This is a genomic window from Dankookia sp. P2 (assembly GCF_050632255.1).
Lineage (GTDB): Bacteria > Pseudomonadota > Alphaproteobacteria > Acetobacterales > Acetobacteraceae > Paracraurococcus.
The window spans coordinates 2,915,843-2,928,436 of the sequence record NZ_CP192581.1 but is presented as its reverse complement, the minus strand read 5'-3'; the positions used below and the strand labels follow the sequence as shown (position 1 = coordinate 2,928,436).

Annotated in this window: 16 protein-coding genes and 2 pseudogenes; 7 read left to right on the top strand and 11 right to left on the bottom strand. The window is 71.7% G+C overall.

Features of this window, described 5'->3' with window-relative positions:
* Positions 1–10: 10 nt before the first annotated feature.
* Positions 11–939: pseudogene (locus tag ACQ86J_RS17260) on the top strand (GMC family oxidoreductase); the annotation flags it as partial.
* Complete coding sequence (locus ACQ86J_RS17255; protein ID WP_431272438.1) at positions 940–1,791, top strand: GMC oxidoreductase; 852 nt, start codon at positions 940–942, stop codon at positions 1,789–1,791.
* 4 nt (positions 1,792–1,795) lie between these two features.
* On the opposite strand, the gene ACQ86J_RS17250 is transcribed toward ACQ86J_RS17255, so the two are convergent.
* The gene (locus ACQ86J_RS17250) at positions 1,796–2,116 is read right to left on the bottom strand and encodes a hypothetical protein (RefSeq protein ID WP_431272061.1); all 321 of its coding nucleotides are present in this window, start codon (positions 2,114–2,116) and stop codon (positions 1,796–1,798) included.
* Positions 2,117–2,187: 71 nt separating this feature from the next.
* Here ACQ86J_RS17250 and ACQ86J_RS17245 point away from each other — a divergent pair, with 71 nt between their 5' ends.
* Positions 2,188–2,355 carry a hypothetical protein gene (locus tag ACQ86J_RS17245; RefSeq protein WP_431272060.1) on the top strand — a complete coding sequence of 56 codons (168 nt, stop codon included), beginning with the start codon at positions 2,188–2,190 and terminating at the stop codon, positions 2,353–2,355.
* A gap of 30 nt (positions 2,356–2,385) precedes the next feature.
* Here the strand turns inward: ACQ86J_RS17245 and ACQ86J_RS17240 are convergent, their stop codons facing one another.
* The 7 genes and pseudogenes from ACQ86J_RS17240 to ACQ86J_RS17210 form a co-directional block, all read right to left on the bottom strand.
* Positions 2,386–3,108 (bottom strand): GlcG/HbpS family heme-binding protein, encoded by a 723-nt coding sequence (locus ACQ86J_RS17240; RefSeq protein WP_431272059.1) that lies wholly within the window; start codon positions 3,106–3,108, stop codon positions 2,386–2,388.
* 327 nt (positions 3,109–3,435) lie between these two features.
* Entirely contained in the window at positions 3,436–3,987 is a 552-nt protein-coding gene (locus ACQ86J_RS17235; protein ID WP_431272437.1) for a putative PEP-binding protein, read from the bottom strand.
* Between the two features lie 118 nt (positions 3,988–4,105).
* Positions 4,106–5,323: pseudogene (locus tag ACQ86J_RS17230) on the bottom strand (putative PEP-binding protein); the annotation flags it as partial.
* Positions 5,313–5,582 carry an HPr family phosphocarrier protein gene (locus ACQ86J_RS17225; protein WP_133289240.1) on the bottom strand — a complete coding sequence of 90 codons (270 nt, stop codon included), beginning with the start codon at positions 5,580–5,582 and terminating at the stop codon, positions 5,313–5,315. The gene ACQ86J_RS17225 and the pseudogene ACQ86J_RS17230, both read right to left, overlap by 11 nt.
* A gap of 56 nt (positions 5,583–5,638) precedes the next feature.
* The gene (locus ACQ86J_RS17220; RefSeq protein WP_431272058.1) at positions 5,639–6,079 is read right to left on the bottom strand and encodes a PTS sugar transporter subunit IIA; all 441 of its coding nucleotides are present in this window, start codon (positions 6,077–6,079) and stop codon (positions 5,639–5,641) included.
* A 10-nt stretch (positions 6,080–6,089) separates the two neighbouring features.
* Complete coding sequence (gene rapZ, locus ACQ86J_RS17215; RefSeq protein ID WP_431272057.1) at positions 6,090–7,070, bottom strand: RNase adapter RapZ; 981 nt, start codon at positions 7,068–7,070, stop codon at positions 6,090–6,092.
* Positions 7,071–7,110: 40 nt separating this feature from the next.
* The gene (locus tag ACQ86J_RS17210; RefSeq protein ID WP_431272056.1) at positions 7,111–7,503 is read right to left on the bottom strand and encodes an HPr kinase/phosphorylase; all 393 of its coding nucleotides are present in this window, start codon (positions 7,501–7,503) and stop codon (positions 7,111–7,113) included.
* Between the two features lie 188 nt (positions 7,504–7,691).
* On the opposite strand from ACQ86J_RS17210, the gene ACQ86J_RS17205 reads away from it, so the two are divergent.
* Positions 7,692–8,633, top strand: a complete 942-nt coding sequence (locus ACQ86J_RS17205; RefSeq protein ID WP_431272055.1) for a serine/threonine dehydratase — start codon at positions 7,692–7,694, stop codon at positions 8,631–8,633.
* A gap of 8 nt (positions 8,634–8,641) precedes the next feature.
* Here the strand turns inward: ACQ86J_RS17205 and ACQ86J_RS17200 are convergent, their stop codons facing one another.
* The 3 genes from ACQ86J_RS17200 to ACQ86J_RS17190 form a co-directional block, all read right to left on the bottom strand.
* Positions 8,642–9,337, bottom strand: a complete 696-nt coding sequence (locus ACQ86J_RS17200; RefSeq protein ID WP_431272436.1) for an undecaprenyl-diphosphate phosphatase — start codon at positions 9,335–9,337, stop codon at positions 8,642–8,644.
* A 238-nt stretch (positions 9,338–9,575) separates the two neighbouring features.
* On the bottom strand, positions 9,576–9,845 hold the full coding sequence (locus ACQ86J_RS17195) for a hypothetical protein (protein WP_431272054.1): 270 nt from the start codon (positions 9,843–9,845) through the stop codon (positions 9,576–9,578).
* Positions 9,821–10,663 carry a TRAP transporter substrate-binding protein gene (locus tag ACQ86J_RS17190; RefSeq protein WP_431272053.1) on the bottom strand — a complete coding sequence of 281 codons (843 nt, stop codon included), beginning with the start codon at positions 10,661–10,663 and terminating at the stop codon, positions 9,821–9,823. The genes ACQ86J_RS17195 and ACQ86J_RS17190 overlap by 25 nt, the downstream gene beginning before the upstream one ends.
* Before the next feature lie 102 nt (positions 10,664–10,765).
* Between ACQ86J_RS17190 and ACQ86J_RS17185 the strand changes: the two genes are divergently transcribed.
* From ACQ86J_RS17185 to ACQ86J_RS17175, 3 genes are all read left to right on the top strand, one after another.
* Positions 10,766–11,377 carry a DUF1275 family protein gene (locus ACQ86J_RS17185; protein WP_431272052.1) on the top strand — a complete coding sequence of 204 codons (612 nt, stop codon included), beginning with the start codon at positions 10,766–10,768 and terminating at the stop codon, positions 11,375–11,377.
* A gap of 88 nt (positions 11,378–11,465) precedes the next feature.
* On the top strand, positions 11,466–11,969 hold the full coding sequence (locus ACQ86J_RS17180; RefSeq protein WP_431272051.1) for a hypothetical protein: 504 nt from the start codon (positions 11,466–11,468) through the stop codon (positions 11,967–11,969).
* Complete coding sequence (locus tag ACQ86J_RS17175) at positions 11,966–12,547, top strand: TRAP transporter substrate-binding protein (protein WP_431272050.1); 582 nt, start codon at positions 11,966–11,968, stop codon at positions 12,545–12,547. The genes ACQ86J_RS17180 and ACQ86J_RS17175 overlap by 4 nt, the downstream gene beginning before the upstream one ends.
* Positions 12,548–12,594: the final 47 nt, after the last annotated feature.

Below are 12,594 nucleotides of genomic sequence, written 5' to 3'. Positions count from 1 at the left end.
CGGCGCCGCCATGGCGCCCCCTGTGCCACGCGCGCGCGATGCATGGTATCGCTGCGGCACGTACGGCAATCGGGGGAAACGCGTGGACTACAGCCACATCATCGTCGGCGGCGGCTCGGCCGGCTCGGTGCTCGCCAACCGGCTCTCGGCGCGGTCCGCCAACCGCGTGCTGCTGCTGGAAGCCGGGCAGGACACGCCGCCGGGCCAGGTGCCGAAGGAGATCGAGGACACCTATCCCGGCACCGCCTATTTCGACCCGCGCTTCCACTGGACCAACCTCAAGGTCCGCACCCAGGTCGTCTCCCACAACAACCCGGACGCCGCCCCGCCGCCGCTGCGGAAGTACGAGCAGGCGCGGGTGCTCGGCGGTGGGTCGTCCATCAACGGGCAGATGGCCAATCGCGGCGCGCCGACCGATTTCGACGAGTGGGAGCAGCGCGGCGCCGCCGGCTGGAACTGGGACAGCGTGCTGCCCTTTTCCGGAAGGTCGAGCACGACCTCGACTTCGCCGACGAATGGCACGGCAAGGACGGCCACATCACCGTCACCCGCATCCCGGCCGAGCGCTGGTGCGACCACACCAAGGCCGCCGGCGAGGCCTTTCGCCTCGCCGGCTTCAAGTACCTGCCCGACCAGAACGGCAAGTTCGAGGACGGCTACTTCCCCGTCACCGCCTCGATCGACGGCAAGAAGCGCGTCTCCGCCGCGGTCGGCTACCTGAACCCGCAGGTGCGGGCGCGGGAGAACCTGACCATCTCGACCGAGACCCAGGTCAGCGGGCTGCTCTTCGAGGGCAACCGCTGCATCGGCGTCTCCGCCATGGTGAAGGGGCAGGTGCGGGAGTTCCGCGGGGCGGAGGTGATCCTCTCCTCCGGCGCCATCCACTCCCCGGCCATCCTGCTGCGCAACGGCATCGGCCCGGTCGGGCACCTCAGGGAGATGGGGATCGAGGTCCGCTCGGCGTTGCCCGGCGTCGGCCAGCGGCTGATGGACCATCCCTCGATCTCGCTTTCCTCCTTCATCCGCCGCCCGGCGCGGCTGACGGACGCGCATTCGCGCCGGCATATCCTGCTCGGCCTGCGCTATTCCTCGGGCCTGCCGGAGACGCCGAAGGGCGACATGTTCGTCGCCGTCGCCAGCAAGTCGGCCTGGCATGCGGTGGGGCAGCAGGTCGCCTCGCTGCTCGCCTTCGTCAACAAGACCTATTCCGAGGCTGGCCAGGTGCGGCTGGCCTCCACCGACTGGCGGGATGAGCCGGTGGTGGAGTTCAACCTTCTGTCGGACCGCCGCGACCTCGACCGGTTGATGAGCGGCTTCCGCATGCTGGCGGCGATGCAGCTCTCGGCGCCGCTGGCGGCCGTCACCACCGACCCCTTCCCGGCGGCCTATAGCGACAAGGTCCGCGCCATCGGGGTGGTGAACGAGAAGAACCGCTGGCTCACCAAGGCGATCGCAACGCTGCTGGACGGGCCGCCGGCGCTGCGGTCCTGGCTGATCGAGCGCTACGTGGTCGAGGGCTTCACCTTCCGCCAGGTGATGGAGGACGAGGAGGCGCTGGAGGCTTTCATCCGCAAGGCGACGATCGGCGTCTGGCATGCCAGCTGTTCCTGCCGCATGGGCCGGGACGAGGATCCGATGGCGGTGGTGGACAACCAGGGACGGGTACGGGGGATGGAGGGGCTGCGGGTGGTCGATGCCTCGATCTTCCCGGTGGTGCCCTGCGCCAACACGAATTTCCCGGTGCTGATGACCGCCGAGAAGATCGCCGACGCGATGCTGGCGGGGACCTAGACCCCTAGCTCTCGCGAAAGGCGATCGCGTTGCGCAGCGCATGGGCGATCTGCTCCATGCGCCGCTCGAAGCCGGCGGAGGCCTGGGGCCGCCCTTCCTGTTCCGCGCCGATCACCCCGCGCAGCACCGATCCCTCGAGCTGCGCCGCCATCGCCTCCATCGCGGCCAGCGCCGCCGGGGTGCCGCCGCCGCTGATCGCCGCGCGCAGCACGGCGATTTCGCCGAAGGCCGAGGCCAGCGCGGTTTCCAGCGCGACGATCTCGCCGCGCAATCCGTCCAGCTCGTCCTTGGCCATGCCATGCCCGCTGCTGCCGCTGTCCTGCATGCTGCGCGCAAGCCCCGCGCGGCACCATGCTGCGTCACGCAACGGCCGCCGCCGGGTGGCGTTTCCCAGGCATGGCGAACCCCTGGACGAAGAAGAACCCGTTTCTCAGCCTATGGCTCAGCGCCGCCAATGCCTGGGCCGGGGCGGCGCGCGGGGCGATGACCGCGGCGGCGAAGCGGCAGATGGCGGCCGGGGTGAAGGCCGCGGCCCGGCCAAGGCCGCCCGCCAGGAAGCGCTGAGCGCGGCGGCCGGCCCGGGTCACCGCGCCATCAGGGCTCCACGTCGCTCGGGAAGCAGTGCGGGTGCTTGAAGCCGTTCGGCGCCTCGCCCGCGGCCAGGTAAAGGATGTTGTCGGTCCCGCCGGGGCCGACGCCGCCCGGGATGCTGTCCAGCCCGACCAGGCGCCGCATCCGGTAGGCGATGGCGTGGTCGGCGCAGGCGCTGTCGCCGCTGACGCCGAGCCCGCCGATCACCTTGCCGCCGGAATAGAGCGGCACGCCGCCGCCGAAGGTGATGATGCCGCCAGGCGTGTTGCCGAAGGCCTTCATCAGCGCCTGGGACAGCGGCGGATTTCCCTGGATGAGGAAGGCCGGGTTGAAGGGGTTGGAGTTGTTCAGCCCGTAGAGCGAGCCGCCCGGCTGGGTCGGCGAATAGAGGTTGGCGGTCGAGAGGGCGAGCGCGTCGTTGCTGAAGTCGTTGGCGGTGGACGCCTTGGCCATGGCGATCGCCCGGCTGCCGGGCCAGGCATCGCCCACGCGGATCACCGAGCAGAGCCGCCCCTGCCGGTCCACCACCGCCGACCACATGCGGTTCGGGCTGAAGATGCCGCCGTTGTTCTCGGCGACGACGGCGCCCAGCGTGCCCTGGAGCTGCGCGACGACGGCATTGGGGATGCCGCAGCTGCCGCCATCCGGCCCGGCCTCATCGGCGCGCGCCGCGGCGGAGAGCAGCATGGGGGAGAGCAGGGCGGTGATCGCCAGGAGCTTCTTCATCGGACGTTTCCTTCGCGTCTTGCATGCTCCCCGGCAGGCCGGGGCGCCGACGCCCCCGCACGGACCGGCCTCTCCGGGCCTTGGCGTGCAGGTCGGAACCTTAAAAGAGCGAAGCGATGGCGCTCAAAAACCAAATGCGCCGGGCCTTGGGGCGCGGCTTTCGCCCGCGCGGGGAAGGCGTCGGCGGCGCGGCGCCGGAAGCCTGCCGAATCAAGCGGCTAATGAACCGGTTCCGGAGGCGCCCGGGGCATTCCGCCAAGCGGCAGGTACAAATCCTGGACGAAGTCTCGGTTTTTTGAGCCGGAGCGAAGGGCCGTCCCGCCGTCCTCAGGCCTTCTCCGTCCCGAAGCCCATGACGAGCTCGTGGATCCGCGCCGGGTCCGACTGTTCCATCACCCGCCGCGCGAAGCGGGCGCAGTCGGAGATATCGAGCGACCTCACCGCCTGCTTCACCCGGGGGATCGCGCTGGCATTCATCGACAGCGAGCGGATGCCCAAGCCCAGCAGCAGCGGCACCAGCCGCGGATTGCCCGCCATCTCGCCGCAGACCGAGACCGGCATGCGCAGCCGGAGCGCCGCTTCCGTGGCGGATTGCATCAGCCGCAGCACCGCCGGGTGCAGCGGGTCGTAGAGGTGGGAGACCTCGGCCTCCGCCCGGTCCACCGCCAGGGTGTACATGGCCAGGTCGTTGGTGCCGATGGCGAAGAAGTCCGCCTCGAGGGCGATCGCATCGGCGGCCAGCGCGGCGCCCGGCGTCTCGATCATCACCCCGAGGTCGGGCAGCTTGTCCGGCAGGTGCACGCCCTTCCGCTTCAGCCGCTTGGCGACGCGCTCGTAGATCTCGCGCGCCTGCTTCACCTCGGACGGGTTGGTCACCATCGGCAGCAGGATGCGGACCTGGCCGCGATCCGCCACGCGCAGGATGGCGGCGACGATGCGCCTCCAGCAGCTCCGGCCGCTTCAGCAGCAGCCGCAACCCGCGCAGGCCGAGCGCCGGGTTCGGCCCGGCATGGGTCGGCGCGATGCCTTCGCCGAGCGCCTCCATGTCCTTCTCGCCGCCCCAGTCGAGGACCCGGATGGTCACCGGGTCGCCGCCCATGGCTTCCAGGATCTGGCTGTAGGCGAGGGTCTGCGCCTCCTCGTCCGGCAGGTCCTCGCGGTTCATGAAGAGGAATTCGGTGCGCAGCAGGCCGATTCCCTGGGCGCCGGCCTGGGCGATCAGCGGCAGCTCGGCCGGGATCTCGAGATTGGCCTGCAGCTCCACCGGCTCGCCATCCGTGGTCACCGCCGGCAGGCGGCGCAGCTTGGCGAGCTTGGCGCGCTCCTTGGCGAAGGCGGCCAGCGCTTCCCGGCCCCGCTCCAGCGCCGCGGCGCCGGGGCGCAGCACGATGGTGCCGGCGCTGCCGTCCAGCACCGCCTGGTCGCCGCGGGTCACGCTCTCGGTCAGCCCGACGCAGCCGAGGACGGAGGGGATGCCGAGCGCCCGCAGCATGATGGCGGTATGGCCGTCGGCGCCGCCCTCGGCGGTGGCGACGCCGGCGATGCGGGAGGGATCGAGCAGCGCGGCATCGGCCGGGGTCAGCTCCTCCGCCACCAGGATGGCGCCTTCCGGCACCTCCTTCAGGCTGCGGAAGGGGGTCGCGGTCAGGTTGCGGGTCAGCCTTCGGGCGATCTCCCGCACCTCGTCGGCGCGGCGCTTCAGCCCGGCGCGGTCGTCGTCCTTGTTGGCCATGATGGCCGCGGCGATCGCCTCGGCCTCGTCCTGCACCGCGGTCTCGGCCGCCAGCAGGCCCTGCTCGATCCGCTTGCGGGCGCCGCGCAGCAGCCGGGAATTGCCCAGCATCAGCACATAGGCGTCGAGCAGCGGCGCCAGCTCCTCCTGCGCCTCCTCGGGCAGGATGCCGAGCCGGGTCTTCAGCTTGTTCAGCTGCTTGCGCGACAGCGCGGTGGCATCGGCCAGGCGCTGCCGCTCGGCCTCGACCTGCCCGGGCGGAATGGTCCGGCGCGGCGCCTCGGCGGGGATCTCGGTGGTGTCGTAGACCGGGCCGATGGCGATGCCGGGGGCGATCGCCAGGCCGCGGATGGCCTGTTCCTTGGTCTTCCGGGCGGCCGGTTTGCGCGGCGCCTCCCGGCCGCGCTCGGCGGCCCGGTCGGAGGTTTGGTCGGCGCCCTTTGCGCTCAGCCCCTCGGGCGCCGCGGTCTTCTCATTCTTCATGGAAACCGGCCTCGACCAGGCCGGCCACCGCCTCGAGCGCTTCCTTGGCGTCCCAGCCCTCGGCTTCGATCTCGACCGTGCTGCCCTTGCCGGCGCCCAGCATCATCAGCCCCATGATGGAGCAGGCCGGGACCTTCTGGCCTTCGCGGGAGACCTGGACGCAGGCGGAGAAGCGCTCCGCCAGGGTGACCAGCTTGGCGGCGGCGCGGGCATGCAGCCCGCGGCTGTTGGTGATGGTGAGGGTCTGCCGCAACACCATCTCCCCCTCGCTGCAGCCGGGGGTGGTGGCATCGATCGGCTGGGTCGCGGCGTGGCTCACGGCTTGTTCCCTCCGGTGGCGCTGCCATTGACCCGCGCCACCCCGTTCGGGATGTCGCCGGCGGCGGCGATGTATTTGCGGCCGGCCGCGGCGGCGTGGTCCACCGCCTCGGCCAGGGGTTCGGACGAGCGTATCTTGGCCAGCTTGACCAGCAGCGGCAGGTTGACCCCGGCGATCACCTCGACCTGCTTCCGGTCGGCGATGGAGACCGCCAGGTTGCAGGGCGTGCCGCCCATGATGTCGGTCAGCACGACGACGCCGTCGCCCTGGTCCACCGCGGCGACGCTGTCGCGGATATCCTGCCGGCGCTGCTCCATATCGTCATCGGGGCCGATGCAGACGGTCGCCACCGCGCGTTGCGGGCCGACCACATGTTCCATGGCGAGGCGGAGCTCATCCGCAAGGCGGCCATGGGTGACGAGAACCAATCCGATCATGGGGTGCGTGTCAGGGCCTCCCCGACCCCCGTCCCGGCCTGTGCTGCGGGGACGTCATCTCCGTCGGGCCCGAGGCGGGCGCCGCGGCGCGGTGGCCGGGATCGCCCGCCGGGTCCATCCCGGCAAGCTCCCGATGGGCGAAGTCCCCTTGGGCAAGTTCCCGATGCGTCACATCCGCACGCCAGCCAGCGCTACGGAGATGGGCGGTCAGTCGCTCGGCCACAAGGACCGAGCGGTGCTTGCCTCCGGTGCAGCCTAGCGCGACCGTGAGGTACTTCTTGCCCTCGGCGACGTAGCGCGGCAAGAGCGGATCGATGAAGCCGACCAGCCGGGTCCAGAAGCCAGGGAAGTCGGGGTCGCCCTCGACATAGGCGGCGACCGGCGCATCGCGCCCGGTCTGCGGCCGCAGCGCCGGCACGTAATGCGGGTTGCGCAGGAAGCGCACGTCGAAGACCAGCTCGGCCTCGCGTGGCAGGCCCCTGGGGAAGCCGAAGGACATGACCTGGATCGACAGGCTCGGCGTCCCCTCCGGCCGGAAGCGCTGCTCAATCATCTGGCGCAGGCTGGGCAGCGGCAGGTCGGAGGTGTCGATGACCAGGTCGGCGGCGTCCCGCAGCGGCGTCAGCAACTCCTTCTCCCGGGTGATGCCGTCGATCACCCGGCTGCCGAGCGACCCGCCCGGCGCGAGCGGGTGGCGCCGCCGGGTTTCGGTGTAGCGGCGCAGCAGGATGGCATCCTCGGCGGTCACGTAGACCAGCGTCACCGCGATCGCCGGGTTGCGGCGAAGGCGCGCCAGCGTGACCAGCGCCTGGGTCGGGACGAAGCCGCGGGTGCGGGTGTCGATGCCGGCGGCGATCGGCTCCTCGCCGTCCTCCACCAGTTCCTCCAGCACCTTGAGCGGCGGGTTGTCCACCGTCTCGAAGCCCAGATCCTCCAGCACCCGGAGGATGGAGGCCTTGCCGGCGCCGGAGAGCCCGGTGACCAGCACCACCGGGCGGGCGCCCGGGCCATGCGGCAGGGGCGGCCCCCGGTCATGCGCCCTGTGGTCCTGTGAATTGGGATTCCGTGAAGGCGCCTGCTTCCAGCCGCGCCCGGCCGAGCGCGGCCAGGAGTGCGAGGCGGAGCAGGGCGGCGGCGGAGGCGGCGAAGGCGTCCAGCCGGATGACGGGCAGGGTGATCCCCGCCGCGGTCCAGGCCTCCGGCTCCGGCAGGCGGGGGATCTCGGCCCGCGGCACCAGCCGGGCGACCAGACGCAGCACCGCCGGGGCAGCCACGGGAAGGTCGCGCAGGATGCCGAGGCCGCGCACCTCCAGCATCCCGTGCAGCGCCGCCGGCGGAGCGGCGCGCAGCGACCCGGCCTCGGCCGAGACCATGACCTGGTCATCGGCCACCAGCCGCCAGCCCTGATCGATCAGGCGCAGCACGAGATCGGACTTTCCGGATCCCGGGGGCCGAGCAGCAGCACGGCTTCCCCCGCATGAGCGACTGAACTGGCATGAAGCAGCATCCCGGTCGCCACCAAACAGGCGCCCGACCTTGGCAGAAAGCCCCGGCGCTTCCAAGGGCACCCGCGGTTGCGTCTAGTTGGGGGCCATGCCACCCCTGACCCATCATGTCGAGTCACCCCGATCAGGCGGCGATCCGCGCCGCCGCCCACCGCATCGCCCCGCAGGTCCGGCGGACGCCGCTGCTGCGCCTGGCCGCCGCCGATCTCGGCCTTCCCGCCGACATCGTGCTGAAGCTGGAGTTGCTCCAGGCCAGCGGGTCCTTCAAGCCGCGCGGCGCCTTCAACCGCATGCTGTCGCGCGACTTGCCGCAAGCCGGCGTCATCGCCGCCTCCGGCGGCAATCACGGCGCCGCGGTGGCCTATGCCGCCCGCGCCCTGGGAGTGCCGGCCGAGATCTTCGTCCCGGAGATCACCGGCCCGGCCAAGCGGGCGCGGATCGAGGCCTATGGCGCCCGGCTGGTGGTGGGCGGGGAGGCCTATGACGCGGCCCGCGAGGCCAGCGAGGCCCGGGCGGCGGAGACCGGGGCGCTGCAGATCCATGCCTATGACCAGCCGGAGGTGCTGGCGGGCCAGGGCACCGTGGCCATAGAGTTCCAGGAGGATGCGCCGGGGCTGACGCATGTGCTGGTGGCGACCGGCGGCGGCGGGCTGATCGGCGGCATGGCCGCCTGGTATGCCGGCAGCGGCGTGCGGGTCGCCAGCGTCGAGCCCGAGGGCTGCCCGACGCTCGCCACCGCGCTGCGGGAGGGCCGGCCGGTCCCGGCCCCGGTCGGCGGCCTGGCGGCCGACAGCCTCGGTGCCCGGCAGGTCGGCGCGCTGATGTTCGCGGTGGCCCGCGACCATGTGGCAGCGGCGGTGCTGGTGCCGGATGCGGCGATCCGCGCCGCGCAGCGCCTGCTGTGGGAGGCGGCGCGGCTGGTCGCCGAGCCGGGCGGCGCGACGGCGCTGGCCGCGCTGCTGTGTGGCGCCTGGGTGCCGCCGCCTGGCGCCCAGGTCGGCGTGCTCGTCTGCGGCGGCACATGCGACCCCGGCAGCGTCGCCGGGTAGCCCCCGGCTCAGCGCGACAGCAGGAAGGCCAGCATCACCGCCCCGAGCGCGATCCGGTACCAGCCGAAGGGGGTGAAGCCGATCCGGCCGATCACCGAGAGCACCCAGCGCACCGTGACCAGCGCCACGACGAAGGCGGCGACGAAGCCGACCGCGATCTGGCCGAGGCCATCCAACGAGATCTGGTCCCTGACCTTCAGCAGGCTGTAGGCGGTGGCCGCCAGCATGGTCGGGATGGCGAGGACGAAGCTGAACTCGGCCGCCGTCTTGCGCTCCACGCCCAGCAGCAGGGCGGTGATGATGGTGGCGCCGGACCGCGAGGTGCCGGGGATCATCGCCAGGGCCTGGCCGAAGCCGACCAGCAGGGCGGGGACCGGGCCGATCTCCGGCACCGAGCGGATGCTCGGCACCTTGCGCAGCCGCTCGATCAGGATGATGGCGATGCCGCCCAGGATCAGCGTGATGCAGACCACATAGGGGCTGAACAGCTTTTCCGTAATCGTCTTGTGCAGGGTCGCGCCGATGACCGCGGCCGGCAGGAAGGCGAGCGCCAGGTTGGTGACGTAGAAGCGCTCCCGCCCCGGCCGCCACATGCCGCGGGCGAGGCCGAGCAGCGTCTCGCGGAACACCCAGATGACGGCGCAGATGGCGCCGAGCTGGATCGAGATCTCGAAGACCTTGCCGGGCGGGCCCTGGAAGCCGATCAGCTCGCCGAGCAGGATCAGGTGGCCGGTCGAGGAGATGGGCAGGAATTCCGGTCAGCCCTTCCAGCACCCCCATGACGAGGGCGGAGAGCAGCGCGGCGATGTCCATGAGGCGATGAGGTCCCGAGGCAGGTGGCGCCCGTGTACCGGAGGGCGGGGCGCGGCGTCCATCGCGTTGACGCCGCGCTCCCCTGCATCCCCGCGGGGCGGCTGCACCGCCGCCCCGGGTTTCAGCACATCAACGCGGCGGCTGCGCCGCCGGGAAGGCGAAGTTGTCGAAGCTGCTCTCGGCCACCCGGAACCACTGGTACTCCTCGTCCCGGTAGGCCTTGTAGGAGGCCCAGATCCTGCCGAAGCGCGGGTTCTTCGCCCCCATCTCGTCATAGAGGGCGTGCGCCTCCTTCCACGCCGCCTGCATGATGTCGCGCGGCCAGAAGCGGAGCTGCGCGCCCGCCACCACCAGCCGGCGCAGCGCCTGCGGGTTCAGGTGGTCGTAGCGTGCCAGCATGTCGGCATTGGCCTCGCCGCAGGCGACCTCGATCGCCGCCTTGTAGGGGCGGGCAGCGCCTCGAAGGCCGCCTGGTTGGTGATGAGGTGCAGGTGGGCGCCCGCCTCCCAGAAGCCCGGCGCGTAGTAGTATTTCGCTACCCGGACGAAGCCGAGCTTCTCGTCGTCATGCGGCCCGACGAATTCGACGGCGTCCAGGGTGCCGCGCTCGAGCGAGGGGTAGATGTCGGCGGCCGCGATCTGCGTCGGCACCGCGCCCATGCGGCGGAAGATCTCGCCCGCCAGGCCGGCGACGCGGAACTTCAGCCCCTTCAGGTCGTCGAGCGACTTGATCTCGTTGCGGAACCAGCCGCCCATCTGCGCGCCGGTGTCGCCGGCGGGGAAGCCGATGATGTTGTAGTCCCGCAGCAGCTTCGCCGCGAGCTCCCCGCCGCCGCCATGGCTCAGCCAGGCTAGGTTCTGCCGGGCGTTCAGGCCGAAGGGCAGGGCGGTGAAGAAGGCGAAGGACGGATCCTTGCCGGTGTAGTAGTAGACCGGGGTGTGGCCGCCCTCGATCGTGCCGGCCTGCACCGCGTCCAGCACCTGCAGGCCGGGGACGATCTCGCCGGCGGCGAAGAAGCGGATCTGGAATTTGTTGTCGGTCAGCGCCGCGACGCGCTGGGTGATCCGCTCTCCGGTGCCATAGAGGACATCGAGATTGCGCGGGAAGGCCGAGGCGATTCGCCAGCGCACCTCCGGCGCGGACTGGGCGAGGGCGGGGGCGGCGAGGGCGGCGCCCGTGGCGCCGAGCAGGATGCGCCCGAGGGGACGACGGTGCATGGCTTTTCTCCCGGAAGGAGCGGCGGTGTAATGCGGATGCCCCCTGGGGAAAAGCCTGTCGTTCCGGCGCCGCCCGCGCCGGCCATCAACCCTTGGGCAGCCGTGCCCTTCGTGGCGCTGGCCGGCTGCGTCGACGCGATCGGCTGGCTGCGCTTCGACCAGCTCTTCGTCAGCTTCATCAGCGGCACCAGCACCATGCTGGGGATTGCCGCCGCCGCGGAGCCATGCCGGGCGCGCGGCGGCGCTGGCGACCGTCATCGGCCTGTTCGCCGCGGGCGCCCTGCTGGGGCGGTGGTGGGCGCCCTGGCCGGGCGCTGGCGCGGCCCCGCGGTGCTCTGCTTGGTCGCGGCGCTGCTGACGGCGGCGCTGCTGGCCCCGGCGACCGGCGGCCGGGCGCTGCCGCCGGCCGCCTGGGCCATGGTCCCGGCGATGGGCATGCTGAACACCGCGCTGCCCGGGGTCGGCGGCATCACCTTCGTCACCGGCGCGATGTCGCGGGCGATGGAGGGGCTGGTCCAGGCCCTGTTGGGCCGCGCGAAGCATGCCGCATGGGCGCAGCAGGCGGCCTGCTGGGCGGCGATGGCCAGTGGCGCGCTGCTCGGCGCGGTGCTGCAGGACGCCTGGGGCGATGTCGCGCTGGCGGTGCCGGCGACCGGCGCGCTGCTTGGCGCGCTGGTGCTGGGGGAGCGCACGGTCGTCGCCGCGGCCGCCTGAGCCGCGGCGACCCTTGCCGAAGCGGTCCGGTCCCGGCAGGCTTCCACCCAAGCGCCAGCCAGGGCGCGTCAGGGAGAAGCCCAGCCCGATGAACCGCCGCCACCTCGTTGCCGGCACCGCCGCCGGCGCCGCCGCCCTTGCCGCGCCGCTGCTCGCCTCGGCCCAGCCGAAGCTGCGCTGGCGCTGCCCCAACAGCTTCCCCCGCACGCTCGATACCCTCTACGGCGCGGCCGAGATCGTCGCCCGCCGGGTGCGGGAGATGTCGGAGGGCGCCTTCGAGATCACCGTCTCCGGCCCCGGGGAGGTGGTGCCGGCGCTGCAGATCCTGGATGCGGTCGGCCAGGGCTCGGTCGAGTGCGGCTTCACCTCGGCGCTGTTCTATTTCGGCAAGGACCCGAGCTTCGCCTTCGGCTCGGCGCTGCCCTTCGGGCTGAACGGCCGGCAGAATTTCGCCTGGCTGAACTATGCCGGCGGGCGCGACCTGCTGAAGGACGTCTTCGCCGAGGCGAATATCTGGCAGATCCCGGCCGGCTGCACCGGGGCGCAGATGGGCGGCTGGTCGAAGAAGAGCTGCGCACGCTGGACGACATGAAGGGGCTGAAATCCCGCATCGCCGGTCTCGGCGGCAGCGTGATGCAGAAGCTCGGCGTGGTGCCGCAGCAGATCGCCCCGTCCGACATCTACCCGGCGCTGGAACGCGGCGTGATCGACGGTGCCGAATACATCGGCCCCTATGACGATGAGAAGCTGGGCTTCGGCCGGGTGGCGAAATTCTACTACTACCCCGGCTTCCAGGAGGCCGGGCCGAACACCGACTTCATGGTGAACCTGAAGGCCTGGGAGGCGCTGCCGAAGGCCTACCAGGGCATGCTGGAGACCGCCTGCGCCGAGGCCTACCACGCGACCGCGGCAAAATACGACGTGGCCAACCCGCCGGCGCTGCGTCGGCTGGTGGCCCAGGGCACCCAGCTCCGCCCCTATCCGCGGGAGATCATGCAGGCGCTGTACAAGGCGTCCCAGGAACTCTACGCCGAGATCGGCGCGCAGAATGCGCGCTTCAAGAAGATCCACGAGCACTGGGACCGCTTCCGGGTGGAGCAGGTGCAGTGGTTCCGCGTGGCGGAGGACAGCCTGGCCAACTTCCAGGCCGTGGCGACCGCGCCGAAGTAGCAGGGTTGCGGAGGGAAACAGGTATTCCCTCCCCAGCCTTCCCTTTG

Coding starts and splice junctions, on each gene's coding strand:
- ACQ86J_RS17205 (WP_431272055.1), top strand. CDS start 7,692: ATGTCGAGTCACCCCGATCAGGCGGCGATCCGCGCCGCCGCCCACCGC.
- ACQ86J_RS17255 (WP_431272438.1), top strand. CDS start 940: ATGGGGATCGAGGTCCGCTCGGCGTTGCCCGGCGTCGGCCAGCGGCTG.
- ACQ86J_RS17245 (WP_431272060.1), top strand. CDS start 2,188: ATGGCGAACCCCTGGACGAAGAAGAACCCGTTTCTCAGCCTATGGCTC.
- ACQ86J_RS17175 (WP_431272050.1), top strand. CDS start 11,966: ATGAAGGGGCTGAAATCCCGCATCGCCGGTCTCGGCGGCAGCGTGATG.
- ACQ86J_RS17190 (WP_431272053.1), bottom strand. CDS start 10,663: ATGCACCGTCGTCCCCTCGGGCGCATCCTGCTCGGCGCCACGGGCGCC.
- ACQ86J_RS17250 (WP_431272061.1), bottom strand. CDS start 2,116: ATGCAGGACAGCGGCAGCAGCGGGCATGGCATGGCCAAGGACGAGCTG.
- ACQ86J_RS17180 (WP_431272051.1), top strand. CDS start 11,466: ATGAACCGCCGCCACCTCGTTGCCGGCACCGCCGCCGGCGCCGCCGCC.
- ACQ86J_RS17240 (WP_431272059.1), bottom strand. CDS start 3,108: ATGAAGAAGCTCCTGGCGATCACCGCCCTGCTCTCCCCCATGCTGCTC.
- ACQ86J_RS17225 (WP_133289240.1), bottom strand. CDS start 5,582: ATGGTGTTGCGGCAGACCCTCACCATCACCAACAGCCGCGGGCTGCAT.
- ACQ86J_RS17220 (WP_431272058.1), bottom strand. CDS start 6,079: ATGATCGGATTGGTTCTCGTCACCCATGGCCGCCTTGCGGATGAGCTC.
- ACQ86J_RS17195 (WP_431272054.1), bottom strand. CDS start 9,845: ATGCTGGCACGCTACGACCACCTGAACCCGCAGGCGCTGCGCCGGCTG.
- ACQ86J_RS17235 (WP_431272437.1), bottom strand. CDS start 3,987: ATGGTGACCAACCCGTCCGAGGTGAAGCAGGCGCGCGAGATCTACGAG.